Below are 24,756 nucleotides of genomic sequence, written 5' to 3' on the forward strand. Positions count from 1 at the left end.
ATCGGTGACAGAGGGACTCTTGGGAAACGTGCGTATTCTGGCAAGCGTCGTGCTCGGCATCGCCGCCCTCTTGGCGGCGATCTATCTGGCCGGCTATCTCTCGCTGCTGTTCCTCGGCCTGGATGGTGGGCAGGTCGGATGGAGCACCTATTTCGACTATCTGAGGCACCTGGACCACCCGCGCGTACAGGCTTACGCCTGGCGCATCAAGACTGCGGGTGCGATCGGCGGCGGACTGATGCTGCTGGCGTGGGCTGCCTCGGTGGTGATGATCTACAAGTTGCGCAGTCACCGTAATCTGCACGGTCGGGCCAGATTCGCCGGTATGGTCGATCTGGGCAGGAAGGGATTCCTCGGCGGCGGGGACGACGGCATCGTCGTGGGCCAGATGAACGGCACGCTGCTGCGCTTGCGCGGTCAGCAGTTCGTGATCCTGGCCGCCCCCACCCGTTCGGGCAAGGGCGTGGGCGTCGTGATACCAAATCTCCTGGACTATCGCGAATCCGCGGTGGTGCTCGACATCAAGCAGGAGAACTTCGACCTCACTTCGGGTTGGCGGCAATCGATCGGGCACGAGGTGTACCTGTTCAATCCGTTCGCGGAAGATCGCCGGACTCATCGATGGAATCCGATGACCTACGTGTCGCCGGACCCTGCCTTCCGCGTTTCCGACCTGCAGAGCATCGCCGCGATGCTCTACCCCGATGGCGACGACAAGGACAAGTTCTGGGTCAGCCAGGCGCGCAATGCGTTTCTGGCGTTCGCGCTGTATCTGTGCGAGCGGCACGAGCACGACCACACTACTGAGAAGCCCACCCTGGGCGCGGTGCTGCGGCTCGCGTCCGGTGACGGCGGAGAGCTGAAACCCTACCTGCAGAAGCTCGTGGAAGCGCCCTTCCTCAGCCAGCAAGCCCGTACGGCGTTCTCCGGCCTGCTCTCGCAGGCTGATGTGACGTTCGCATCCATCATCGGTTCGTTCCGGGAGCCACTGAATCCGTGGCTAAACCCGGTGCTCGACGCGGCCACCAGCGAGGATGATTTCCGCCTTGACGACGTGCGTCGGCGTCGGATGACGATCTACGTCGGCATCCAGCCGAACAAGCTTGCCGAGAGTCGGTTGATCGTGAACCTGTTCTTCAGCCAGCTGATCAACGTCAACACCAAGACGTTGCCGCAGAACGACGCGTCACTGAAGCACCAGTGCCTGCTGCTGATGGATGAGTTCACCTCGATCGGACGCGTGGACATCATCTCCAAGGCCGTCGCCTACATGGCCGGCTACAACCTGCGGCTGCTGCCCATCATCCAGTCGATGGCGCAGCTGGATGCGGTCTACGGCAAGGAACTTTCGCGCACCATCATCACCAACCACGCGCTGCAGATCATCTATGCGCCCCGCGAACAGCAGGACGCCAACGACTATTCGGAAATGCTGGGCTATACGACGATCCGTCGCCGCGCACGGACCCGCTCGCATGGACAGGGCCGCAATGTCTCGGATAACGAGGTGCTGGAAAAGCGCGCCCTGATGTTGCCCCAGGAACTCAAGGCCATGGGGCCGGAGAAGGAAATCGTGCTGTACGAAGGTCTGGCCCATCCGATCCTGTGCCGGAAGGTGCGCTACTACAAAGAGAGCTACTTCATCCGGCGGCTGTTGCCGAAGGTGGCGGTGGAACCCCTGCGGATCTAGATGGAACCTCTCGCAGCGCGGGCGGACCCCCGGCTAGAATCCGCAGGTTGCCCAACCCGCGCTCCGAGGTCCGCCATGCAATGCCCGAAATGCCACAGCGCGATGGAACTGGTCGTGGAGCCGGAGGCCAGTGCGCATCGCTGCACGCAGTGCAAGGGGCTGTGGTTCGAAATGATGGCGCATGAGACGCTGAAGCATCGTGCCGAGGAGATCGATACCGGCGATCCGGCGCAGGGCGAGGCTTGCAACAAGGTCGACCGGATTGCTTGCCCGGTCTGCATCGGCAACCGGGATCTCATCCGCATGGTCGACCCGCAGCAGCCGCATATCTGGTTCGAGAGCTGCAAGAACTGCTACGGCCGCTTCTACGACGCGGGCGAGTACCAGGATTTCGCCGAGATCGGGTTCGCCGACCTGATCAAGGCCTGGAACGCGCCCGAGCGCCTCTGACGCGGCGCGCGCCTAGGACGTCGCTGCACCGCCCCGCTCCCTGCAGCCCCAGTTGAGGATGGGAGTTCCCGGCGGCAGCACCCGCCTGAACATGTCTACGCGCGCCGGCTTCGGGTTGACCACAACGGGCGCGCGCGCCGACTTCAGCAATGGCAGGTCGGCGCTGCTGTCGGAGTACGCCACCGCGATTTCGCCATAGCCGCGCTCGCGCAGCATGCGCATCTTCTCTTCGTTGTGGCAGTGGCGCGTGGCCACGACCGCGCCCAGGCGCGGGCCGACGGCCGTGCCGATCACTGGCACATCCTCGTGGGCGACGAAACTGAGGATCGCGCGCGCCAGCTCGGGCGGTGCGCCGGTCGCGACGACCACGCGGTCGCCGGTGGCCCGATGCTCGCGGAACACCTCCAGCGCATGGGGCAATAGCCGCCGCTGCACGTCCTCGCGATGGATGGCCACGTACTGGTCGATCAGCGCATCGAAGCTGCGCCGGCCGTGCAGGCCGAACGTGCCGATCCAGATGTACCCGGAGATGCCGCGACGACGCGTCGGCAGGAACGCCACCATCGGGCCCAGCACGACGGATGCGGCCAAGGCCGCGACCATGCGCAGCGGATTGCGCTGGATCAGCCACTTGACCAGATGGCCGCCGGAATCGCCGTCGTAAAGCGTGTGGTCGAAGTCGAAGACGACAACCGGCGCATCGGCACGCGGCGTCGGATAAGGAGCGTCCGTCATGTCGCGAAGAATAGCTGACGCAGGGCCTCGCCGGGTTCTTCGGCGCGCATGAAAGTCTCGCCCACCAGGAACGCATTCACGCCCGCATCGCGCATCGTGGCGACATCCTCCGGCACCACGATCCCGCTTTCGGTGACCAGCAGCCGGTCCTTCGGCACCGCGTCCTTCATCGCCAGCGTGGTGTCCAGGCTGACCTCGAAGGTGCGCAGATTGCGGTTGTTGATCCCGACCAGCGGCACCGGCACCTGCAGGGCGCGCTCCAGTTCGTCGATGTCGTGCACTTCCACCAGCACGTCCATGCCCAGCTGCATGGCCAGGCCGGACAGGTCGACCAGCTGACCGTCGTCCAACGCCGCCACGATCAGCAGGATGCAGTCCGCGCCCAACGCACGCGCTTCGTACACCTGGTACGGATCGACGGTGAAGTCCTTGCGCAGCACGGGCAGCGTGCATGCGTCGCGCGCCTGCCGCAGGTAGTCGTCCGCGCCCTGAAAGAAATCGACGTCCGTCAGCACCGACAGGCAGGCCGCGCCGCCGAACTCGTAGCTGACGGCGATATCGGCAGGACGGAAGTCCGGGCGGATCACGCCCTTCGAGGGACTGGCCTTCTTCACCTCGGCGATCACCGCCGGATCGCCCTGCGCGATCATCGCGTTCAGTGCGTCGGCGAAGCCGCGCGTCGGCGGCGCATCGGCGGCGCGCGCGCGCAGGTCGGCCAGCGAGACGCCGGCGCTGCGCTCGGCGATCTCGTCCGCCTTGCGGGCAAGGATGGTGGTCAGGATGTCGCTCATGCAGTCCTCAGGCGGGCACCCGCCTGTGCGGGCCCCTATTTTCGCACTATCCGCGGCGCCCGGTGGCCTCGCGGTCCCAGCCATAGGCGCGCTCGACCTTGGCAACGCGCAGCTCGAAGTGGTCGTACCAGTCCCGCCGCCCCTGCTCACGCGCGGCCGTGTGCTCGGCATGCTGGCGCCAGACGAGGATCGCCGCCTCGCTTTCGAAGTACGCCACGGTGATGCCGAAGCCATCCGCCCCACGGGTGGATTCCATCCCGAGGAACCCCGGCTGCTGCTGCGCCAGTTCGACCATCCGCTCAGCCATGGCACCGTAGCCGGCCTCATCCTGGCTGTTGCGCAGCGACGAGAAAATCACCGCGTAATAAGGGGGTTTGGGCAGGCGGGCGAATCCGCTGGCGGCCATGTCATGCCTCCCCATGCGACAGGCCCAGGGCCTGTGTGGTCGCAACGAACTGCTGCAGGCGCTCCAGGGCCCGGCCGCTGGCGATGGCATCGCGTGAACGGGCGATGCCATCTTCGATGCTCTCCGCCACGCCGGCCACGTACAGCGCCGCACCCGCGTTCAGCACCACGATCTCGCGTGCGGGGCCGGGCTTGTTGTCCAGCACGCCCAGCAGCATCGCCTTCGATTCGGCCGCGTCGGCCACGCGCAGGTTGCGGCTGGCGGCCATCGCGATGCCGAAGTCTTCCGGGTGCAGTTCGTATTCCCGCACTTCGCCATCGCGCAGTTCGCCGACCAGCGTACCTGCGCCCAGCGACAGTTCGTCCATGCCGTCGCGACCCCAGACCACCAGCGCGCGCTCGGCACCCAGTTCCTGCAGCACGCGGGCCTGGATGCCGACCAGATCCGGATGGAACACGCCCATCAGGATGCTGGGCGCGCCCGCGGGATTGGTCAGCGGACCGAGGATGTTGAAGATGGTGCGCACGCCCATTTCGCGCCGCACCGGCGCGACCACCTTCATCGCGGGGTGATGGATGGGCGCGAACATGAAGCCGATTCCTGTCTGCGCGATGGATTGCGCCACCTGCTCGGGCTGCAGTTCGATGCTGACGCCCAGCGCTTCCAGCACATCGGCGCTGCCGGACTTCGACGACACGCTGCGATTGCCATGCTTGGCGATGCGTGCACCGGCCGCGGCCGCGACGAACATCGAGCACGTGGAAATGTTGAAGGTGTGGGAACCGTCGCCGCCGGTGCCGACGATGTCGACCAGATGCGTGCGGTCGGCAACTTCGACGGTGCGCGAGAACTCGCGCATCACCGCGGCGGCGCCGGCGATCTCGCCCACGGTCTCCTTCTTCACGCGCAACCCGGTCAGGATGGCAGCCGTCATGGTCGGCGAGACGTCGCCGCGCATGATCTGGCGCATCAGGTCGACCATCTCGTCGTGGAAGATCTCGCGGTGCTCGATGGTGCGCTGGAGGGCTTCTTGTGGGGTCAGTGGCATCTTGGATGGCCTGTAGGAGCGGGCCATGCCCGCGATACGCTGGGTGCCCGGCAGGAACCGCATCGCGGGCATGGCCCGCTCCTACAAAGGCAGGTGTCGGAGATCATCTCTCCAGGAAGTTCTTCAGCAGCGCGTGCCCGTGCTCGGTCAGGATCGACTCGGGGTGGAACTGCACGCCTTCCACGGGATATTCGCGATGGCGCAGACCCATGATCTCCTCGAAGCTGCCGTCCTCGTTCTCGGTCCAGGCGGTGACTTCCAGCGCCTCCGGCAGGCTGCTGCGCTCCACCACCAGCGAGTGGTAGCGCGTGGCCTCGTAGGCATCCGGCAGGCCGGCGAACACGCCCTTGCCTTCGTGACGGATACGCGAGGTCTTGCCATGCATGATGCGGCCCGCGCGGATGACGTGGCCGCCATAGGCCTGCCCGATGCTCTGGTGTCCCAGACAGACACCCAGGATGGGCGTGTTCGCACCCAGCCGTTCGATGATCTCCAGCGAGACGCCTGCCTCATTCGGCGTGCAAGGGCCGGGCGAAATGACGATACGCTCGGGCGCGAGCTTCGCGATCTCGTCCACGGTCATCGCATCGTTGCGCACCACCTTCACCTCGGCACCCAGCGACTGCAGGTACTGCACGAGGTTGTAGGTGAAGCTGTCGTAGTTGTCGATCATCAACAGCATCGGTCAGGCTCCTTGTGCCTGCTGGGCGGCACCAACGGCCTGGCCCTCTGTATACAGCGCGGAGAAGGTCGCCGCGAACGCTTCGATCTCGGACTCCGGCGTCGCCCACGACGTCATCAGGCGGATGACCGTGGTCCCGTCGCCACGCCGCTCCCAGGTTTCGAACTCGACGAACGACTGCAGGCGCTCCACCACCGCGTCCGGCAGCACCGGAAACACCTGGTTGCTGGGCGATTCGACGGCCAGCGGTACGCCGGACCGCTGCAGGATCTCGCGCAGCCGTGCCGCCATGGCGTTCGCATGCGTGGCCAGCACGAAGTACAGGCCGTCCTCGAACAGCGCTTCGAACTGCGCCCCCACCACCATGCCCTTGGCCAGCATCGCACCGCGCTGCTTGATGATGTGGCGGAACTCCGTGCGCAGGATCGGATTGACGATGACCAGCGCCTCGCCCAGCAGGGCGCCGTTCTTGGTGCCGCCGATGTAGAACGCATCGGCCTGCCCGGCCAGCAAGGCCAGGTCGACGTCATTGCCTTCGGTCGTCAACGCCGAGGCAAGGCGCGCGCCGTCGACGTAGAGCAGCAGGCCATGATCGCGACAGAAGCCGCCCAGCGCCTGCAGTTCCTCGGCGCTGTAGACGGTTCCCCATTCCGTGCTGTTGGAGATGTAGACCAGCCGCGGCTTCACCATGTGCTCGCCGTGGTGGCCGTCGAGGCATGGCCGGACCAGCACCGGACTCAGCTTGCCGTCCGGCGTGGCGACCGTCAGCACCTTGTGGCCGCTGGCTTCGATGGCGCCGGTCTCGTGCGTGGCGATATGGCCGCTGGCCGGCGCAATCACCGCTTCGTGCGGGCGGAGGAAAGCCGCCAGCGCGACGAGGTTGGTCTGGGTGCCGCCTGCCAGGAAATGGACGTCGGCGTCACGACCCAGGCGGTCACGGATCAGCGCGGCGGCGCGTGCGCTGTGGACATCGAGACCATAGCCCCGGTTGACCTCGGCGCTCGCGACGGCCAACGCCTGCAGCAGGCGTGGATGTGCACCCTCACTGTAGTCGTTGCGCAGGCTGATCCTGGCATTGTCAGTGGCGATCTCCATCACAGGCCCTTCGCCGCTTCCGCGACCGCACGGAACAGCGCGCGGCCCTTGTTCATCGTCTCGTCCCATTCCTTCTCGGGATCGGAGTCGTAGACGATGCCGGCGCCGGCCTGCACGTGCAGGCGGCCGTCCTTGATGACGGCGGTGCGGATGGCGATGGCGGTGTCGGCATCGCCGTGCCAGCCGATGTAGCCGATGCTGCCGGCGTAGACGTTGCGCTTGATCGGCTCCAGTTCGCGGATCACTTCCAGCGCGCGGATCTTCGGCGCGCCGCTGACCGTACCGGCCGGGAACGTCGCACGCAGCACGTCGGCATAGCTCAGTCCGGGCAGCAGCCTGCCGGTGACTTCGCTGACGATGTGCATGACGTGGCTGTAGCGCTCGATGACGAACTGCTCGCCCACCTGCACGGTGCCGGCTTCCGACACCCGGCCGGTGTCGTTGCGGCCCAGGTCGATCAGCATCAGGTGCTCGGCGCGTTCCTTCGGGTCGGCCAGCAGTTCGGCTTCCAGCGCGAGATCCTCGTCGTGCGTCTTCCCGCGCGGACGGGTGCCGGCGATCGGCCGCACGGTGACTTCGCCCTGCTCCAGGCGCACCAGGATCTCAGGCGACGAACCCACCACCTGCACGTCGCCGACATCGAGGAAGTACATGTACGGCGACGGATTCAGCGCGCGCAGCGCACGGTACACATCGACGGGACGCGCGTTGAACGGCACGCTCAGGCGCTGGCTCAGCACCACCTGGAAGATGTCGCCGGCGCGGATGTATTCCTTCGACTGCTCCACCGCGGCGATGAAGCCGTCATGGGTGAAGCCGGAAACGAAGTGGCTTTCGTCCAGTACGTCGCGGGTGATCGGCGCGGGATAGGAGCCGGGCTGGCGCAGCTTGGCGGTCAGCGTATCCAGCCGCGCCTGCGCCCGTTCCCACGCACCCGGTTCGCGTGGATCGGCGTGCACGATCAGATAGAGACGGCCCTTGAGGTTGTCGAAGACCGCGACTTCCTCCGACAGCATCAGCAGGATATCGGGCGTACCGAGTTCGTCCGGTTTGTCGCCCGTGGCCAGGCGCGGCTCGATGTAGCCGATGCACTCGAAGCCGAACCAGCCCACCAGGCCGCCAGTGAACCCTGGCAGGTCCGGCAGGCGCGGCACCGAGTACGCGGCGCGCAGCGCCTCGACTTCGGCGAACGGGTCTTCGACCTCGCGCGCCTCGACCAGTTGGCCGTGGTCGCGGATTTCCAGGCGGTGGCCATGGAAGGTGACCACGCGCCGCACCGGCAGGCCGATGATGGAGTAGCGACCGAAGCGTTCGCCGCCTTCCACCGATTCGAACAGGTAGGTGTGCGGCGCGTCGGCGAGCTTCAGGTAGACCGAGAGCGGCGTGTCCAGGTCGGACAGCACTTCACGGACAACGGGGATGCGATTGAAGCCTTCAGCAGCGAACTGCTGGAACGGGTCGTGCGGGATCAAGCGGGCTTTCCTTCCGGGACGCGATGGCGGGGCGGGCGACGGCTACGGGCCACCATCGCCAGCTGCGGCGTGCGGAAAATTGGGAAAGCGGGCGCGTGGGGTGGGACACGCCCCTACTCTACCCGATGCGACCGCCGACCGACCACTATGCGCATGGTTTCAGGCGCAACGGGCACGCCAGGGGCAGGTGCATCCGCACGCGCCCGGCCACGCAGTCGACGCGGAAGCGGCGGGAGGCCACCGGCTCGCCATCCAGGTTGAGCGTCAGCGGTTCGTCTGAGGCCAGCTCCACCCAAGGCAGGCGGACGCGGGTCGCCACCCGGTCCAGTGCCGCATGCTTGCCCTCCTTGATCAGGGTGCCCACGGTGGCCGCGACATCGCCGGAGAGGTCGGGAACGATCGTCAGGTCCAGCTGGCCGTCGTCGACCAGCGCATCGGGGCACAGCGCCTGGCCTCCCCCGGCCTGCCGGCCGTTGCCGATCCCGAGGGCGATCAGGTCGCCTTCCCACGCGAAATCCGGTCCGCGCAGCTTGGCCTGCAGGGGATCGATGCGGCCGAGCCGGGCGATGCCGGTGATCAGGTACGCCAGGCCGCCGAGCATCTTCTTCAGCCCCTCGTCCGTTTCCACCGTCACTTCGGTACCGAAGCCGCCACTGGCCAGGTTCGCGCACCAGTGGGTGCCATCGTCGGCGTCGATGCGCAACAGGTCGAGCGGCGCGGCCACCACCTCGCGAACCAGCTGCAACGCCGCCAGTGGTCCGTCGGGGATGCCGGCTGCCGTGGCGAAATCGTTGGCGGTGCCCAGCGGCACCAGTCCCAGCGAGGGCAGCGCGTCGGCGGTCGCGTCGCGATGCGCCAGCGTGGTGGCGACCTCGCTCAAGGTGCCGTCCCCGCCGGCCGCAATCACCGTATCGACGCCGTCGGCGATGGCCTCGGCGACATAGCGCTCGGCATCGCCGTCTTCCCAGGTGACGCGCACGTCCAGGGCGATGCCCGTCTCGCGCAGGGTCTGCACGGCCGCGCGCAGGTCATCGTCACCGGCGGATTTACCGTTGAGGATCAGGCGCCAGTGCGGTGGGGGCATAGGAGGTTCCTTCGGGGACGCACGAGGATAGCCGCTCTCCTGTAGGAGCGACGTGAGTCGCGACTGCATGCTGTCGCCGCCAGCGAACCTGTCTACCCGAGAACCCTGGGACTGATGATCCGCGGTCGCGACTCACGTCGCTCCTACAACAGCCTTCCCATCGTCATCTTCCCGTCACACACCATCCGTAGTGTGGAAGGCCATAGCAGGGACGATGGGCGGAGGCAGGATCAGCCTCCAATTCTTCCGGGGCGGTGGCGCAGGCCATCGCCCTACTGCTTTGTCAGGCGCCGCGCGCCTCGGCGACCGCGGCGCGCATGCGGGCGATGACATCCGCATAGTCCGGGGCATTGAAGATCGCCGAGCCGGCGACGAAGGCATCCGCGCCGGCCGCCGCGATCTGGCCGATGTTGTCGGCCTTCACCCCGCCGTCGATCTCCAGGCGGATGTCCTTGCCGGTCTTGTCGATCATCGCGCGCACGGCGCGCAGCTTGTCCAGCGCCGACGGGATGAAGGCCTGTCCGCCGAAGCCGGGGTTCACCGACATCAGCAGCACCAGGTCCAGTTCCGGCAGCACCCAGTCCAGTACCTCGACCGGCGTGCCGGGGTTGAGCACCAGGCCGGCCTGGCAGCCGAGCGACTTGATCAGCTGGATGGTGCGGTGCACGTGCTTCGAGGCTTCCGGGTGGAAGCTGATGATGCTGGCGCCGGCCTCGGCGAAGTCGGGCACGATCCGGTCCACCGGCTCCACCATCAGGTGCACGTCGATCGGCGCGGTGACGCCGTGCTTGCGCAGCGCGCTGCACACCATCGGCCCGATGGTCAGGTTGGGCACGTAGTGGTTGTCCATCACGTCGAAGTGCACCCAGTCGGCGCCGGCCTTCAGCACGTTGTCGACTTCCTCGCCCAGGCGGGCGAAGTCGGCGGACAGGATGGACGGGGCGATGATGCAGTTCGACATGGAGGGGCTCACTTGCGCTTGCGCAGGGTCTTGATGCGGTCGTAGGCGGCGTTGATCTCGCCGGCCTTGCGTTCGGCCTGGCGGCGCAGGTCTTCCGCCGCACCGGCCATCTTGTCGGGGTGGTACTGGGAGATCAGGCGGCGGTACGCCTGGTCGATCTCCGCATCGCTGGCGTCGCTCGTCAGGTCGAACACCCGGTACGGATTGTCGCGACTGAGCCTGAACCAGTCCTCGTCGAAGGCATGGCCGATGATCAGCCCCACCAGGCCGCCCAGGGGGTGGCGCATCAGCAGCCAGCCGGCCACGAATCCCAGCAGTTTCCCGTACCAGCGCTTCATCCGGCCCGCCTTCTTCAGCAAGCGGGCATTTTACGGCACACACGGGCCTCAAGCGCCGTACACTACGCGGCCCGGTCCGGTACCTGGCCCCGCAGCCGCGGGTGAAGGGCCTCCCCGGGGCACGGGCGCACGGCCTGCCGCACGCCCCCACGACGCTGTCGCCTCGCTGGTTTCCGGAACTCCCCAAGGAGTGTTTGTGCCCACGACGTTGCTCCAATCCGATCTGCCCGGCCTCACCCTGCGCCATCGCGGCAAGGTCCGCGACGTGTTCGACCTGCCCCGCGACCGCCTGCCCGCCGATGCGCCCGAGGGCGATTGCCTGCTGATGGTGGCCACCGACCGCCTGTCCGCATTCGACGTGGTGCTGCCCGATCCCATTCCCGGCAAGGGCGAGATGCTCTGCCAGATCTCCAATTTCTGGTTCGCCAAGACCGCGCACCTGATGCCCAACCACCTGACCGGCATCGATGTCGCGTCGGTGCTGCCGGCCGGCGTGGATGCGTCGCTGTACGCCAGGCGCGCGGTGGTGACGAAGAAACTCAAGCCCGTGCCGGTGGAGGCCATCGCCCGCGGTTACCTGATCGGCAGCGGCTGGAAGGACTACCAGCGCACCGGCAAGGTCAGTGGGATCGTGCTGCCCGACGGGCTGCGCCAGGCCGAGAAGCTGGCCGAGCCCATCTTCACGCCGTCGACGAAAGCCGCCGTGGGCGACCACGACGAGAACATCGACTTCGACGCCATGGTGAAGACCGTGGGCGCCGAGCTGGCCGAGCGCGTGCGCGATGCCACCCTGCGCATCTACCGCTTTGCCGCCGATTTCGCGGCCGAACGCGGCATCCTGCTGGCCGACACCAAGTTCGAGTTCGGCACGGACCAGGACGGCCGGCTGTACATCATGGACGAGATGCTGACGCCGGACTCCTCGCGCTACTGGCCCGCGGACCAGTACGAGGTCGGCACCAGCCCGCCGAGCTACGACAAGCAGTTCGTGCGCGACTACCTGGAGACGCTGGACTGGAACAAAACGGCCCCAGGCCCATCGTTGCCCGCCGAGGTCATCGAGCGCACGCGCGCCAAGTACGCCGAAGCGCTGCAGAAGCTGGCCGGCATCACGGTCGACTGAGCGCACGCGGCCCTGCAGGAGCGGGCCATGCCCGCGATGCTTTTACGCACACTGGTCGAAGGGCATCGCGGGCATGGCCCGCTCCTACGATGTTGCGATGGCCGGCCCGCCCGTCCTGTCCGGGCTGCGGTATGCTCCATACCCTGCCGCACTGCCATCCTCGGGAGGGATGAATGAACGCGACCGCGCAACGTCCGGTGGACCGCTGGTTCGCCAGCTATTCCGGCGACCACCAGAACGACACCAACCAGCTGATCCATGTCTTCGCCGTGCCCACCATCCTGTGGACGGTGGTGGCGCTGCTGTGGTGCATTCCGGTGTTCGGCACCTGGGTGAAGTCGGGTGCGTGGGCGGCCCTGGCGATGTTCGCCGCCTGGATGTACTACTACAAACTGTCCCGCCCACTGGGCTTCGGCATGCTGGCCATCTTCATTGCGATGGCCTGGCTGACGCGCTGGCTGGAAGCGCTGCTGGGCCTGCAGAACCTGCTCTACCTCGCCATCGCCGTCTTCGTGCTGGCCTGGATCGCGCAGTTCATCGGCCACAAGATAGAAGGCAAGAAGCCCAGCTTCCTGACCGACCTCACCTACCTGCTGATCGGGCCGGTGTGGGTGCTCAGCAAGTTCTATCGGAAGATGGGCTGGAAATATTGAGCGTAGAGCCGGGCTCGCCCGGCTTATGCACGGACTGGATCGCATCGATTTCTCGAGGAGCAGCGGACCAAGCTCCGCTCTACGAACCCACCGCCCGCGCGTCAAGAACGAAGGCCCGTGGCGCATAACCGAAGTCGCGGAGTGCCGGCGTCGCATCGAAGACGAGGTCCTCACGCATGCGGGCCACCGCATCGTCGGTCAGACCCCGCATCAGGCCGGTCATGCGGGCCAACCCCAGTACGGCCCTGAACACCGGCATCGGCACTTCCCACAGTTTTGCGGGCGGGTCCAGCGCCGCCAGCGTACGCGTGACCATGTGGCGATAGGCGAGCGTCTCACCGCCCGGCAGCGCATACGCCTTGCCATGCGTGGCAGGCACGTCCACCACCGCGAGCGCTGCGTGCGCCAGATCGTCCACGTGCACCGGCTGACGCTTTCCGTTCGCGCCACGCGGCAGCACGAAAAAACCCATGCGTCGTCCCATCGCCGCGATGCGTGCCAGCGTCTGGTCGCGTCCCGCCCCATAGACCAGTGTCGGACGCAGCAATGTCGCCGCCGCCCCGTTGGCCGAGGCGGTATCGAAGACGATGCGCTCGGCCGCCTGCAAGCGCGCAACGATGTCGCGTTCGTAGGCGTCGGCCGACGCCTGCTTCGTATCCAGGCTGGTGGAACCGAACGCGACCACGCGTCGCGTGGCGACCTGCCCGCGCGCATACCACTGCGCGAAGCCGTCCAGCGGCCCGGTGCTGAAGACCACGTCGACAGCCTCGGGAAGTCCGCCGACGTTGGCGAACTCGCCGGTCAGCCAGGTCACCCCGCCTGCCGGTGGACGCGGCCCACGCGACACCGCGAACACCTGCCATCCCGCGCCCGCCAGCCGCGCCAGCAGCGCCTCGCCGATCTGGCCGCTGGCACCGAACACCAGCGCGGTCCGCGCCGACGCGTCAGGCATCCGGGCGGGCGTCTTCGTCGACCGCATCGATAGGCTGCGGCGGTTCGCCATCCGGCATCGGCGGCCGCTCGGCCATGTGCAGCGACAGCGCCGCCTTTGCCATCAGGTGCGCACTGATCGGCGCGGTGATGAAAAGGAACGCGGTGATCAGCAGCTCGCGCGGCTGCGGATCCGTGCCGCCCAGCGCGTGGTATCCCACCGAGGCGATCAGCACGCAGCCCACGCCCAGCGTGCTGGCCTTGGTCGGTCCGTGCAGCCGCTTGAAGAAGTCCGACAGCTTCACCAGGCTGAAGGAGCCCACGAGGATGAAGAAGCTGCCCACTGCGAGCAGGAGCACCAGCAGGATGGCGAAGACCCAGCTCATTCGACGATGTCCCGGCGCAGCACGTACTTGCTCAGCACCACCGTGCCCACGAAGCCCAGCATGGCGATGATCAGCGCCGCTTCGAAGTACACCGCCGTGCCCAGGTACATGCCGAACAGCATCAGCTGTGCGATCGCGCAGACATACAAGGTATCCAGGGCGAGGATGCGGTCCGGCACGCTGGGACCGCGCACCAGCCGGTACAGCGCCAGCAGCATGGCCACGCCGACCACGTGCATCGCGCCGATCACCGCGTACATCACCAGGGCCTGCGGGGTCATGGGAAGATCTCCATCAGCGGCGCCTCGTAGCGCGTCTTGATCTGCCGGATCACGTCGTCGGCATCGTCCAGGTTGAGCACGTGCACCAGCAGGTGGCGCCGGTCGTCGGACAGGGCCGCCGACACCGTGCCCGGCGTCAGCGTGATGATGCTGGTCAGCGCCGCGATGCCGTGGATGTTGCCGATGTCCAGCGGCACCCAGATGAAGCCCGGGCGGATCTTCCGTTCCGGCCCCAGCACCTGCAGGGCGACGGTGACGTTGGCCTGCACGATGTCCCACAGCAGCACGCCCAGCATGCGCGGCACGCTGCGCAGCCGGCCGATGCGGGCGAACTCGCGGTCCAGCCGCGCCGCGAACGGCGGGATCACCAGCGCCAGCACCAGCGCCATCACCACCTGGCCGACACTGATCTCGTCATTCATCAGCAGCCAGAAGCAGAACACCGTCACGCTCAACGGCAACGACGGCAACCAGCGCTTGCGCCACGTCGCGGCCATGCTCAGGGCTCCCTCAGGATCGGCAGCGCGGCCCGCACGTGCTCCACGTAGTCGCCGGGCGAGAGCAGTTGCGTGGCCGTGGCGCGCGCGTAGTCCAGCACCGGAGCGGCCGCGATCACCAATGCCACGCCATAGGCGAGCAGCAGCACGATGGCCGCCGTCTCCAGCGGGCGCGACGGCACGTGGGCCATCTCGTGCTCGGGCGTATAGGCTTCCAGCCGATGCTGCCCGGCGTCCGGCCACGGCGCCACGCGCCAGAACAGCCGCGTGCCTGCGCGCGCCAACCCGACCAGCATCATGAAACTGGTACCCAGCACCAGCAGCCACACCCAGAACGTGCGCGGACCGGCCGGCACGGCTTCCAACAGCAACAGCTTGCCGATGAAGCCGGACAGCGGCGGCAGCCCTGCCAGCGACACCGCCGCCACCAGGAACAGCAGGCCGGGCACGGTCTTGTCCGGCAACGCCGCGATCACGTCCTTGCGGTCGCCGGCGCGTCCGCGACGACGGCGGATCAGGTCGGCCAGCAGGAACAGCGCCGCACCGGCGAAACTGCTGTGCACCAGGTAGTACAACCCCGCGCCCACCGTGCCCTCTGTTCCCAGCGAAAACGCAACGAACAGCGTGGCCGCCGACCCCAGTACCAGGTAGGCCGCCAGCGCGCGCAGCCGCGTGGCCGCCAGCACCCCCAGCGACGCCAGCACGAGCGTGGCCGCACCCAGCACCAGCAGCGCCGGCCAGGCGAAGCCCTCCAGCGGCCCCATCGCACCGAAGCTCAGCGTGCCCAGCCGCAACACCGCGTACAGCCCGACCTTGGTCATGATCGCGAACAGGCCCGCCACCGCGGCCGGTGCGTGCGTGTAGGTTTCCGGCAGCCAGAAATACATCGGCAGCAGCGCGGCCTTGGCGCAGAACACCACGAACAGCAGGCCGGCCGCCGCCTGCACCAGCGCCACGTCGTGCGGTGGCAGCTGGGCCACGCGCACCGACAGCTCGGCCATGTTCAATGAACCCAGCAGGCCATACAGCAGGCCCAGCGCGATCAGGAACAGTGTCGATGCCGCGATGTTGAAGGCGACGTAATGCAGGCCGGCACGCATGCGCTCGCCGCGGCCGCCGCTCAGCATCAACCCGTACGATGAGATCAGCAGCACTTCGAAGAACACGAACAGGTTGAAGATGTCGCCCGTCAGGAACGCCCCGTTCAAACCCATCAGCTGGAACTGGAAGAACGCATGGAAGTGCGGCGCGCGGCGGTCCCAGCCCGCACAGGCGTGCAGCAGGCACGCCGCGCCGAGCAGCAGCCCGACCAGCAGCATCAGCGCGGACAGGCGGTCCACCATCAGCACGATGCCCAGGCGCGCCGGCCAGTCGCCCAGCAGGTAGACCGAGACTTCGCCGGACGCTGCCGAGGCGACCAGCATGCAGGCCACGGCCAGCATCGCCGCGATCGAGGTCCACGCCACGATGCGCTGCGGCACCATGCCGAACCGGCGATGCTCGAAGAACAGCGCGATCGACGCGGCGAACAGCGGGATCAGGATGGGCAGGGCCGGCAGGTGGTTCATGCGCGCGGCTCCGTTTCTTCCGCCTTCGCGGCATCGCGGGCTTCCTCATGCCGGCGCTGTTCGCTGGCAAGGAATTCGCGCTCGGCCTTGGAGCCGTCCACGTGGTCGCTGTCGTTGTCGCCACGGCTGCGGATCGCCAGCACCACGGTCACCGCGGTCATCGCGAAGGCGATCACGATGGCGGTCAGCACCAGCGCCTGCGGCAACGGATCGGTGTAATGCGCCAGGTCGGCCGGCACGCCGTCGCGGAGCACCGGCGGCTTTCCCGGCACCAACCGTCCGCCGGAAAAGATCAGCAGGTTGGTCGCATACGACAGCAGCGTCAGCCCGAGGATCACGTCGAAGCTGCGCGCACGCAGCAGCAGGTACACGCCCGCAGCGGTGAGAATGCCGATCGCGCTTGCCATCGCCAGTTCCATCAGCGCAGCTCTCCGGTGCGGGTGGAGCGCTCACCGGGTTCCATCACGCCCAGATGCGATATGCGCGTACGCGACGGGCGGATGGTGCCCATCATCGACAGGATCAGCATGGCGCCGCCGAACACCACCAGGTACACGCCGGTATCGAAGCCGATGGCGCTGGCCAGCGGCACCGTGCCGATCAGCGGGAGTTCCAGGTCCAGGTGTCCGCTGGTCAGGAATGGCACGCCGAAGACCATCGAGGCCACGCCGCTCACGCCGGCCACGATCAGGCCCGCACCGACGCAGCGCACATAGTCGAAGCCGAAGCGCGATTCCACCGAGGCCGCGCCCTGGATGACGTACTGCACCAGCAGCGGCACCGCCAGCACCAGTCCCGCGATGAAGCCGCCGCCCGGCGCGTTGTGACCGCGCAGGAACAGGAACACCGACACGGTCAGCGTCAGCGGAAACATGATCTGCGCAAGATCCGCGGGAACAGGCAGCTTGATCGGCGGACCCGACATCACCTTTTCCGGCGCCATGCGCGCACGTCGCAGCAGCGCGTGCACGATCAACGCGGCGATGCCGAACACGGTGATCTCGCCGAAAGTATCGAAGCCTCGGAAGTCCACCAGGATCACGTTCACCACGTTGGCGCCATAGGCTTCAGGCAGCGAACGCGCCAGCAGTTCGCCGCTGATCGTATCGCCCGGCCGCGTCATCATCTGGTACGCCAGCAGGCCCACGCCGGTACCCGCGACCAGCGCCACCGTGATGTCGCGCAGGCGCCGTCGCGGTGTGCGCTCCGGCGGCGAGCGCGGCGGCAGGTAGTGCAGGCCAAGCAGCAGCAGGACCAGGCTGACCATTTCCACCATCAGCTGGGTCAGCGCCAGATCCGGCGCGGACAGGAACACGAACGCCAGGCTCACCATCAGGCCGGCCCCCCCCAGCACGACCACCGCCAGCAGCCGCTGCCGGTACAGCCGGATCGTCCACACTGCACAGACCACCAGCACCAGCCACAGCAGCCAGCCCAGCAGCGGCATCGGCTGCGACGCGCGCCACTGCAGCGGCGACGTATCGCCTCCGATAAAGGGGGCGGCACCGGCCACCGCCGCGGCCAGCACCAGGCACAGCAGGCTACGCTGCAGGCTGCCGTTGGCCAGGGTGTCGGTGAACCGGCCGGCCAGCGCGTACAACGCTTCCATGTTCCATCGGAACACCTTGCGCCCCAGCGAGCGCCTCACGATGGCATGCAGGTCGAACAGGCGCCGCAACCCGAAGTACAGCGCGATGCCGCCCGCGATGCCGGCCAGGCTCATCAGCAGCGGCGTATTGATTCCGTGCCACACCGCCAGGCTGTAGTCGGGCATGGCCTCGCCGAGGATCGCGGCGGCGCCCGCGTGCAGCGCCGGCGCCACCGTCCACGCCGGGAACATGCCCACCGCCACGCACAGCACCACCAGCACTTCCACCGGGATCTTCATCCAGCGCGGCGGCTCGTGCGGGGTCACGTCCAATGCGCGCGGCCCGCGGCCGAAGAACGTCTCGTAGACGAAGCGCAGGCTGTAGGCCACACCGAACATGCCGTACAGCAGCGCCGCCACCGCGATGCCGTCGCGCATCGCGCGATGTCCGGGGATGTCCAGCGCTTCGGCGAAGAACATCTCCTTGGACAGGAAACCATTGAGCAGCGGGATGCCCGCCATCGCCAGCGACGCGACGATCGCCAGCGCGCTGGTCCACGGCATGTAATGGCGCAGGTTGCCCAGCCGGCGCATGTCGCGGGTGCCGGTCTCGTGGTCGATGATGCCCGCGGCCATGAACAGCGAGGCCTTGAACGTGGCGTGGTTGAGGATGTGGAACACGCCGGCCACCACCGCCATCGGCGTGGAGATGCCGAACAGCAGCGTGATCAGCCCCAGGTGCGAGATGGTCGAGTAGGCCAGCAGGCCCTTCAGGTCGTGCTGGAAGATCGCGTACCAGGCGCCGACCAGCAAGGTCAACGCGCCGACGGTACTGACCACGTAGAAGAACAGGTCGGTGCCCGCCAGCGCAGGGTGCAGGCGCGCCAGCAGGAACACGCCGGCCTTCACCATCGTGGCCGAGTGCAGGTAGGCCGATACCGGCGTGGGCGCAGCCATCGCGTGGGGCAGCCAGAAGTGCAGCGGAAACTGCGCACTCTTGGTGAACACGCCCGCCAGCACCAGCGCCAGCGCCCACGGATACAGCGCACTGCCGCGTATCAGGTCGCCCGAGGCCAGCACCACGTCCAAGTCGTAGCTGCCGACGATGCGCCCGATCAGCAGCACCCCGCCGAGCAGCGCCAGTCCACCGGCGCCCGTGATGGCCAGCGCCATGCGCGCGCCCTCACGCGCATCCTGCCGATGCGACCAGAACCCGATCAGCAGGAACGAGCTGATGCTCGTCAGTTCCCAGAACACCACCAGCAGCAGCAGGTTGCCGGCCAGCACCACGCCCAGCATCGAACCCATGAACAGCAACAGGGAGGCGAAGAAGCGCGGCGCGCTGTCCTGCTGGCTGAGGTAGTAGTGGGCGTACATCACCACCAGCCCGCCGATCGCCAGTACCAGCCCGGCGAACAGCCAGGCCAGGCCGTCCAGCCGCAGGGTGAACGACAGGCCGATCTGGGGAATCCAGGCGTGGTCGGCACGCAGGTCCCAGCCGTTCAACACACTGGGCGTCATCCATGCCAGCAGCACCAGGCCCAGCAGCGGCGCCAGGCCCGCGAGCCATGCGGTGGCGCCGCGCGGGAGACCGCGCGCCAGCGCCACCACCAACGCGAGCACGAACGGCAGCGCCAGCAGGATTTCGAGGAAAGGGATCATCAACCGCCTTGCGTTGCAGGGAATGCGTCATTCGCGAGCAATCGCCCCGAGTTTAACAAACCCGTTCACGGCTGCCTGAGCCGTCATTCAGTCAGGCGAGCAGCGCGATCTCCAGCACCACCCATCCCGCGAAGGCGGCCAGCAACAAGCCGCCTTCCCGGCGGCTGAAGCGCAGGTCGCCGCGCAGCATCGGGTACAGCACCAGTACGAAGGCGATGGCGGCGGGCAGTTCCAGCCGGACGAACGATTCGGGCAGCGCCATGGGGCGGAAGGCCGCCATGCCGCCCACCACCACCAGCAGGTTGAACAGGCTCGAACCGATGACGTGCCCGGCCACCATGTCCCCCTGCCCGCGCCGCGCCGCCATCGCGGCAGCGGCGATTTCCGGCAGCGCGGTACCGATGGCCACCGGCAGCAGGCCGGTCAGCAGCGGCGAAAGGCCCCAGTGGGCGCCGATCACCGGCGCGCCCTGCACGACAAAGCGCGCGCCGTAGTAAAGCAGCACGGCGGCCGCCCCGAAGCGCAGCAGGTTCATCCACAGCACCGTGCGCGTGGCGGCGAAGGCCTCGAGTTCCGCGCGCACGCCCGCGTCCTCGCGCGATGCGCGCGCCAGCAGGAACGCCAGCGCCGCCACGAATCCCAGCAGCAGCGCCACGCCCTCGCCCCGACCCACCACGCCATCCAGGCCGAACACGATGAGCGCCAGCGAGGCCAGCGCGAGCAGCACCAGCAGGGGCGAAAGCACCCGCATCCGCACGAGGATCGGCGCGACCAGAGCGGCCAGACCCAGCGTCAGCCCCAGGTTGACGATGTTGCTGCCGACGGCATTGCCGAGGGCCAGTTCCTGGGAACCCACCCACACCGCGCGGGCGTTGACCGCCAGTTCTGGCAGCGAGGTGCCGAAGGCGATCAGCAGCAGGCCCGCCACGAACGGCGACGCCCCGATGCGCTGCGCCAGGCCCGATGCGCCCTTGACGATGGAGTCGCCGCCCAGCGCCAGCAGCAGCAGGCCCAGCGCGAAATATCCCCAGGCTTCCGTCATCGCCCCGCACTCCCCTCGTGGATAGCGGGGATTCTATGCCGCCCCGCTTGCTCAGGAACAGCCTTCGACGTACTCCACCTGCGGCGACAGGCCCACGCGCCACGAGGTGACCTTGCCAGCTGCGTCGACCTCGAACACCAGCCGGGTCGGCGCCACATCGCCGGCGTCCATGGACAGGTACTGCCCGCCCTGCGTGTACTTGTGCGGCGACGCCTTCAGCGCGCCACCGTAGAGTTTCTGCAGTTCCTCCACGCTCAGGCCGACCTTGCCGCCACCTGGTGCGGTTTCCTTGTCCGTGCCCACGTCGTAGCGAACGAACTTGCCGTCTTCCATCATGAAGGCGAAGTCGGCAGGCCGCGTGATCCACTTCGGCCACAGGTAGTGGCAGGTCGTGCCCTCCATCGGCGCGCCGTTGAGCTCGCCGCCCCAGGCCGCGCGCGCTTCCTCGACGCTGCTGCCCAGTTTCATGTCGCCGTAACCGAGGAAACTCGCCTGGCTGACCGGTCCGGCCGGTGCCGCGGTGTCGTCGGCGGCGGGCGTAGGCGCAGGAGCTTCGGCCATCGGCGTGGCGGTCGCGGTGGTCTGCGGCTCGGCGGTCGCGGGCGCAGCGGCGGGGTCGCGCTGGCACGCGGACAACAGCGTGATCGCCATCACGAGGGGCAACAACGACTTCATCGGTTCTCTCCATTGCACAAACGTGAATCGTAGCGTCGCGGCGTTAAGTCATCGCGAACGTCGCTGTCATCCGCACTACATCACCGCGGCCTAGCCTGCGCGCGCACTCGTCTTCCGCTCGCCTTCCGCTCGCCATGCGCCCGACCAAGACCGACCTCGCCCGCCAGACGCTGCAGACCCACACGGGCGCGCTGGGCATGCGCGAGCGGCGCGCCCTGATCCTCTGCGACGGGCAACGCGACCTGGCCGAACTGGTGCGGCTGTTGGGGCAGGATGCGCCGCTGCTGGTGCAGCGCCTGGTCTCGGCGGGGTATCTGGCGACGCCCTCCACGCAGCGGGCGGTGCAGCCGCCGCCCTCGGGCGCGGTACCCGTGATGCCTTCGACGGGTACGCGTCGCTCGCTGGTGGCGGCCAAGGTCTACCTGTCGGGCATGCTGGAACTGCAGCGCGACCCGGAGGCCGCGCATCATCGCGGCCGACTGCAGGCACGACTGGATGATGAGGCCCTGCTCGAGGCGCTGGCCGATGCCTATCGCTTCCTCGAGGGCCACGTCGCGTCGACGCTGGCCGACCGCATCCGCGAACGTCTCTTCGAAGCACTGCCACACGAGCCGCTGCAGCGCATGCGGGCCCTGCTGGACGCCCGCGCCAACGCGACCGTGTGCTGACGGATCTCAGGCCTGCGACGGCGCGAAATGCCTGCGCAGGCCGGCCCAGCAGGCCTGGTAGTCGCGCTGGCGATGCGCGGCTTCGACCGCCTGCCGGGTGGGACGGATCACCGCGCGCGTCTCGAACATGAACGCCATCGTGTCGAGGATGACATCCGGCTTCGACAGGTCGGCGTTCGACGCCTTCTCGAAGGTCGCCGCATCGGGGCCATGACCCGTCATACAGTTGTGCAGCGACGCACCGCCCGGCGCGAAGCCCTCGGCCTTGGCGTCGTACACGCCATGGATCAGGCCCATGAACTCGCTGGCGATGTTGCGGTGGAACCACGGCGGACGGAACGTGTCCTGCGCCACCAGCCAGCGCGGCGGGAAGATCACGAAGTCCATGTTGCCCACGCCCGCCGTGTCGCTGGGCGAGGTGAGCACCAGGAAGATCGACGGATCCGGGTGGTCGTAGCTGATCGAGCCGATGGTGTTGAAGCGGCGCAGGTCGTAGCGGTACGGCGCGTAGTTGCCGTGCCAGCCCACCACGTCGAGCGGCGAATGGCCGATGTCCGCGCGCCACAGGTGGCCCTGGAACTTGGCGATCAGTTCGAACTCGCCTTCCATGTCCTCGTAGGCGGCCACCGGCGTTTCGAAATCGCGAGGATTGGCCAGGCCGTTGGAGCCGATCGGGCCGAGATCGGGCAGCCGCAGCGCGGCACCGAAGTTCTCGCAGACATAGCCGCGCGCCTCGCCGTCGGGCAGTTCGACCAGGAAGCGTACGCCGCGCGGCATCACGGCGATCTGCTGCGGTTCGATATCGATCACGCCGAATTCGGTGGCGATGCGCAGCCGCCCCTGCTGCGGGACGATCAGCAACTCGCCATCGGCGTCGTAGAAGTAGCGCCCCTGCATCGACCGGTTGGCGGCGTAGAGGTGAATGCCGACGCCGTGCTGGCCTTCCGGCCCGCCGTTCCCCGCCATCGTGTACAGGCCGTCGACGAAGTCCGTCGGCGCCTCCGGCATGGGCAGCGGCGACCAGCGCATCTGGTCCGGCGACACCGGTCCGGCGCTGAAATCGCTGTGCAGGCGGTGCTGCGCGTAGGGCTGGAACGGCCCGTGCATCGCCGCCGGGCGGATGCGGTACAGCCAGCTGCGCCGGTTCTCCGCCCGCGGCGCGGTGAAGGCGGTGCCGCTGAGCTGTTCGGCGTACAGCCCGTGCGCCACCCGCTGCGGCGAGTTGCGGCCTTCCGGCAGCGTGCCGGGAATCGCTTCGGTGGCGAAGTGGTTGCCGAAGCCGGTCTGGTAATCGCCGTCAGTGCACATCTTCATTTTCGATGCCTTCAAAGCCCCTCTCCCGACGGGAGAGGGGTTGGGGTGAGGGGCGATGGTGAGAGGGTCCGGCAGATCGCCTCGACCACCGCTTCCATCTGCGTCAGTACGTCGTTGTCCCAGAAGCGCAGGACAGTGAAACCTTTCGACTCCAGAAACCGGGTTCGCGCGCGATCCGATTCTTCCGAGTGCTGCGATCCATCGACTTCAACCACCAGATCAGCCGACAAGCAGCAGAAGTCGACCGTATAGGGGGGAATGGAATGCTGTCGGCAGAATTTCAGCCCGTCGATGTTGCCTCCACGCAAGACCGAGCACAGCTTACGCTCCGCATCCGTCGAACCACTACGCAGTTCCCGCGCACGCTCGAGGGATCGGGTCGCCATGGGAGGTCTGCGGTGGATCTTCATCGTGGTTCTCCTGCCCCTCACCCCAACCCCTCTCCCGCAGGGAGAGGGGCTTGGAGCGGGAGCCTACAGCACCCCGCGCTTCATCTGGTCCCGCTCGATGCTCTCGAACAGCGCCTGGAAATTGCCCTCGCCGAAGCCCTCGTTGCCCTTGCGCTGGATGATCTCGAAGAAGATCGGCCCCAGCGCGTTCTGGGTGAAGATCTGCAACAGCTTGCGCTGCTTGGTCTCCACGTCGGCGTCGATCAGGATCTTGTTGCGCGCCAGCCGCGCAACGTCCTCGCCGTGGTTGGGGATGCGCTGGTCGATCACCTCGAAGTACGTGTCCGGCGTATCCAGGAACTCCACCCCCGCCTCGCGCATCCTCTCCACCGTCGTGTAGATGTCGTCGGTGAAGCAGGCGATGTGCTGGATGCCCTCGCCCTTGTAGGCGTCCAGGTACTCGTTGATCTGGCTCTTCGGGTCGCTGGACTCGTTGAGCGGGATGCGCACCATGCCGTCCGGTGCGGTCATCGCCTTGGACAGCAGGCCGGTCTTGGCGCCCTTGATGTCGAAGTAGCGGATTTCGCGGAAGTTGAACAACCGCTCGTAGTAGTCCGCCCACTTGGCCATGTTGCCGTGGTAGAGGTTATGGGTCAGGTGGTCGATGAAGGTCAGCCCGAAGCCCTTCGGCATCAGGTCCACGCCGGGCAGGTATTCGTAGTCCGGGTCGTGGATGGTGCCCTTGTCGTCGTAACGGTCGACGATGTAGAGCATGCAGTCGCCGATGCCCTTGATGACCGGCGCGGCGACGGCCTTGGTCAGTTCGTCGGCGGCGTCGAACGACTCGGCGCCGTTCTTCAGCGCCTGCACGCGCGCCCACTCGGCCAGCTTTTTCACCCGGATCGCGAAACCGCAGGCACTGGGGCCGTGCTGGGCCGCGAAGCGGGCGGCGAAGGAGTCCGGATCCTCGTTGATCAGGAACGTACAGTCGCCCTGGCGGTAGGTGCTGATCGGCCGCGTCCTGTGGCGCGCGACCTGGACGAAGCCCAGCTTGCGGAAGTAGTCGTGCAGGTGATGGGCTTGTCCGGCGGGGGCGGCGAACTCGACGAACTCGAAGCCGTCGATGCCCATCGGATTGTCGAACGTCGTGGGCTGCATGCCCAGGTTGGGTTGTGCGTTCATGGGGCACCTCGCTAGGCTTGCAGGAATAAGCTTCAATATAGTTTCA

At 67.4% G+C, this 24,756-nt stretch carries 27 protein-coding genes; 5 read left to right on the forward strand and 22 right to left on the reverse strand.

Annotation, left to right across the window (positions count from 1 at the left end):
• The first annotated feature begins 19 nt into the window (after positions 1–19).
• On the forward strand, positions 20–1,690 hold the full coding sequence (locus tag V8246_RS04785; protein ID WP_336188132.1) for a type IV secretory system conjugative DNA transfer family protein: 1,671 nt from the start codon (positions 20–22) through the stop codon (positions 1,688–1,690).
• A 75-nt stretch (positions 1,691–1,765) separates the two neighbouring features.
• Positions 1,766–2,140, forward strand: coding sequence for a zf-TFIIB domain-containing protein (locus V8246_RS04790; RefSeq protein ID WP_336188133.1), 375 nt, complete (start codon positions 1,766–1,768; stop codon positions 2,138–2,140).
• 12 nt (positions 2,141–2,152) lie between these two features.
• On the opposite strand, the gene V8246_RS04795 is transcribed toward V8246_RS04790, so the two are convergent.
• The 10 genes from V8246_RS04795 to V8246_RS04840 all read right to left on the reverse strand — a co-directional run bounded on the left by V8246_RS04795 (position 2,153) and on the right by V8246_RS04840 (position 10,752).
• Complete coding sequence (locus V8246_RS04795) at positions 2,153–2,875, reverse strand: HAD-IB family phosphatase (RefSeq protein WP_336188134.1); 723 nt, start codon at positions 2,873–2,875, stop codon at positions 2,153–2,155.
• Positions 2,872–3,666 carry an indole-3-glycerol phosphate synthase TrpC gene (gene trpC, locus V8246_RS04800; protein WP_336188135.1) on the reverse strand — a complete coding sequence of 265 codons (795 nt, stop codon included), beginning with the start codon at positions 3,664–3,666 and terminating at the stop codon, positions 2,872–2,874. The genes V8246_RS04795 and trpC overlap by 4 nt, the downstream gene beginning before the upstream one ends.
• Positions 3,667–3,712: 46 nt before the next feature.
• Positions 3,713–4,072: an antibiotic biosynthesis monooxygenase gene (locus V8246_RS04805; protein WP_336188136.1), complete on the reverse strand. Its 360-nt coding sequence runs from the start codon at positions 4,070–4,072 to the stop codon at positions 3,713–3,715.
• A gap of 1 nt (position 4,073) precedes the next feature.
• Entirely contained in the window at positions 4,074–5,120 is a 1,047-nt protein-coding gene (gene trpD / locus V8246_RS04810; RefSeq protein WP_336188336.1) for an anthranilate phosphoribosyltransferase, read from the reverse strand.
• Positions 5,121–5,223: 103 nt separating this feature from the next.
• Positions 5,224–5,802, reverse strand: a complete 579-nt coding sequence (locus tag V8246_RS04815; protein ID WP_336188137.1) for an aminodeoxychorismate/anthranilate synthase component II — start codon at positions 5,800–5,802, stop codon at positions 5,224–5,226.
• Between the two features lie 3 nt (positions 5,803–5,805).
• The gene (locus V8246_RS04820) at positions 5,806–6,897 is read right to left on the reverse strand and encodes an aminotransferase class I/II-fold pyridoxal phosphate-dependent enzyme (RefSeq protein WP_336188138.1); all 1,092 of its coding nucleotides are present in this window, start codon (positions 6,895–6,897) and stop codon (positions 5,806–5,808) included.
• Entirely contained in the window at positions 6,897–8,369 is a 1,473-nt protein-coding gene (trpE, locus tag V8246_RS04825) for an anthranilate synthase component I (protein WP_336188139.1), read from the reverse strand. The genes V8246_RS04820 and trpE overlap by 1 nt, the downstream gene beginning before the upstream one ends.
• Before the next feature lie 145 nt (positions 8,370–8,514).
• Positions 8,515–9,453: a lipid kinase YegS gene (gene yegS / locus V8246_RS04830; protein WP_336188140.1), complete on the reverse strand. Its 939-nt coding sequence runs from the start codon at positions 9,451–9,453 to the stop codon at positions 8,515–8,517.
• 283 nt (positions 9,454–9,736) lie between these two features.
• A complete protein-coding gene (rpe, locus tag V8246_RS04835) occupies positions 9,737–10,414 on the reverse strand; it encodes a ribulose-phosphate 3-epimerase (RefSeq protein ID WP_336188141.1) in 678 nt (225 codons plus the stop codon).
• A gap of 8 nt (positions 10,415–10,422) precedes the next feature.
• Positions 10,423–10,752: a DnaJ domain-containing protein gene (locus V8246_RS04840; RefSeq protein ID WP_245088684.1), complete on the reverse strand. Its 330-nt coding sequence runs from the start codon at positions 10,750–10,752 to the stop codon at positions 10,423–10,425.
• A 196-nt stretch (positions 10,753–10,948) separates the two neighbouring features.
• On the opposite strand from V8246_RS04840, the gene V8246_RS04845 reads away from it, so the two are divergent.
• Together V8246_RS04845 and V8246_RS04850 are read left to right on the forward strand one after the other, a co-directional pair.
• Positions 10,949–11,875 (forward strand): phosphoribosylaminoimidazolesuccinocarboxamide synthase, encoded by a 927-nt coding sequence (locus tag V8246_RS04845; protein WP_336188142.1) that lies wholly within the window; start codon positions 10,949–10,951, stop codon positions 11,873–11,875.
• 173 nt (positions 11,876–12,048) lie between these two features.
• A complete protein-coding gene (locus V8246_RS04850) occupies positions 12,049–12,528 on the forward strand; it encodes an Mpo1-like protein (RefSeq protein ID WP_336188143.1) in 480 nt (159 codons plus the stop codon).
• 79 nt (positions 12,529–12,607) lie between these two features.
• Here V8246_RS04850 and V8246_RS04855 read toward each other — a convergent pair whose 3' ends face one another.
• The 9 genes from V8246_RS04855 to V8246_RS04895 form a co-directional block, all read right to left on the reverse strand.
• Positions 12,608–13,480 (reverse strand): NAD-dependent epimerase/dehydratase family protein, encoded by an 873-nt coding sequence (locus V8246_RS04855; RefSeq protein ID WP_336188145.1) that lies wholly within the window; start codon positions 13,478–13,480, stop codon positions 12,608–12,610.
• The gene (locus tag V8246_RS04860) at positions 13,473–13,844 is read right to left on the reverse strand and encodes a Na+/H+ antiporter subunit G (RefSeq protein WP_336188146.1); all 372 of its coding nucleotides are present in this window, start codon (positions 13,842–13,844) and stop codon (positions 13,473–13,475) included. The genes V8246_RS04855 and V8246_RS04860 overlap by 8 nt, the downstream gene beginning before the upstream one ends.
• Positions 13,841–14,125 carry a K+/H+ antiporter subunit F gene (locus V8246_RS04865; protein WP_162108147.1) on the reverse strand — a complete coding sequence of 95 codons (285 nt, stop codon included), beginning with the start codon at positions 14,123–14,125 and terminating at the stop codon, positions 13,841–13,843. The genes V8246_RS04860 and V8246_RS04865 overlap by 4 nt, the downstream gene beginning before the upstream one ends.
• Positions 14,122–14,622, reverse strand: coding sequence for a Na+/H+ antiporter subunit E (locus V8246_RS04870; protein ID WP_336188147.1), 501 nt, complete (start codon positions 14,620–14,622; stop codon positions 14,122–14,124). Before V8246_RS04870 ends, V8246_RS04865 begins: the two co-directional genes overlap by 4 nt.
• Positions 14,623–14,624: 2 nt before the next feature.
• On the reverse strand, positions 14,625–16,190 hold the full coding sequence (locus tag V8246_RS04875) for a monovalent cation/H+ antiporter subunit D (RefSeq protein WP_336188148.1): 1,566 nt from the start codon (positions 16,188–16,190) through the stop codon (positions 14,625–14,627).
• Positions 16,187–16,609 (reverse strand): Na+/H+ antiporter subunit C, encoded by a 423-nt coding sequence (locus V8246_RS04880; RefSeq protein ID WP_336188149.1) that lies wholly within the window; start codon positions 16,607–16,609, stop codon positions 16,187–16,189. Before V8246_RS04880 ends, V8246_RS04875 begins: the two co-directional genes overlap by 4 nt.
• On the reverse strand, positions 16,609–19,440 hold the full coding sequence (locus tag V8246_RS04885; protein WP_336188150.1) for a monovalent cation/H+ antiporter subunit A: 2,832 nt from the start codon (positions 19,438–19,440) through the stop codon (positions 16,609–16,611). The genes V8246_RS04880 and V8246_RS04885 overlap by 1 nt, the downstream gene beginning before the upstream one ends.
• A 91-nt stretch (positions 19,441–19,531) precedes the next feature.
• Positions 19,532–20,482 carry a calcium/sodium antiporter gene (locus tag V8246_RS04890; protein WP_336188151.1) on the reverse strand — a complete coding sequence of 317 codons (951 nt, stop codon included), beginning with the start codon at positions 20,480–20,482 and terminating at the stop codon, positions 19,532–19,534.
• A 51-nt stretch (positions 20,483–20,533) separates the two neighbouring features.
• Positions 20,534–21,157, reverse strand: a complete 624-nt coding sequence (locus V8246_RS04895; RefSeq protein WP_336188152.1) for a lectin — start codon at positions 21,155–21,157, stop codon at positions 20,534–20,536.
• Between the two features lie 134 nt (positions 21,158–21,291).
• Here V8246_RS04895 and V8246_RS04900 point away from each other — a divergent pair, with 134 nt between their 5' ends.
• Positions 21,292–21,825: a hypothetical protein gene (locus V8246_RS04900; protein WP_336188153.1), complete on the forward strand. Its 534-nt coding sequence runs from the start codon at positions 21,292–21,294 to the stop codon at positions 21,823–21,825.
• A 6-nt stretch (positions 21,826–21,831) separates the two neighbouring features.
• Here V8246_RS04900 and hmgA read toward each other — a convergent pair whose 3' ends face one another.
• The 3 genes from hmgA to hppD all read right to left on the reverse strand — a co-directional run bounded on the left by hmgA (position 21,832) and on the right by hppD (position 24,710).
• Positions 21,832–23,133: a homogentisate 1,2-dioxygenase gene (gene hmgA / locus V8246_RS04905; RefSeq protein WP_336188337.1), complete on the reverse strand. Its 1,302-nt coding sequence runs from the start codon at positions 23,131–23,133 to the stop codon at positions 21,832–21,834.
• Positions 23,134–23,150: 17 nt separating this feature from the next.
• Positions 23,151–23,549 carry a DUF559 domain-containing protein gene (locus tag V8246_RS04910; protein WP_336188154.1) on the reverse strand — a complete coding sequence of 133 codons (399 nt, stop codon included), beginning with the start codon at positions 23,547–23,549 and terminating at the stop codon, positions 23,151–23,153.
• Positions 23,550–23,612: 63 nt separating this feature from the next.
• Positions 23,613–24,710 (reverse strand): 4-hydroxyphenylpyruvate dioxygenase, encoded by a 1,098-nt coding sequence (hppD, locus tag V8246_RS04915; RefSeq protein ID WP_336188155.1) that lies wholly within the window; start codon positions 24,708–24,710, stop codon positions 23,613–23,615.
• Positions 24,711–24,756 lie beyond the last annotated feature (46 nt).

Origin of the sequence: Pseudoxanthomonas sp. F11 (genome assembly GCF_037046485.1) — a bacterium.
Taxonomy (GTDB): Bacteria; Pseudomonadota; Gammaproteobacteria; order Xanthomonadales; family Xanthomonadaceae; genus Pseudoxanthomonas_A.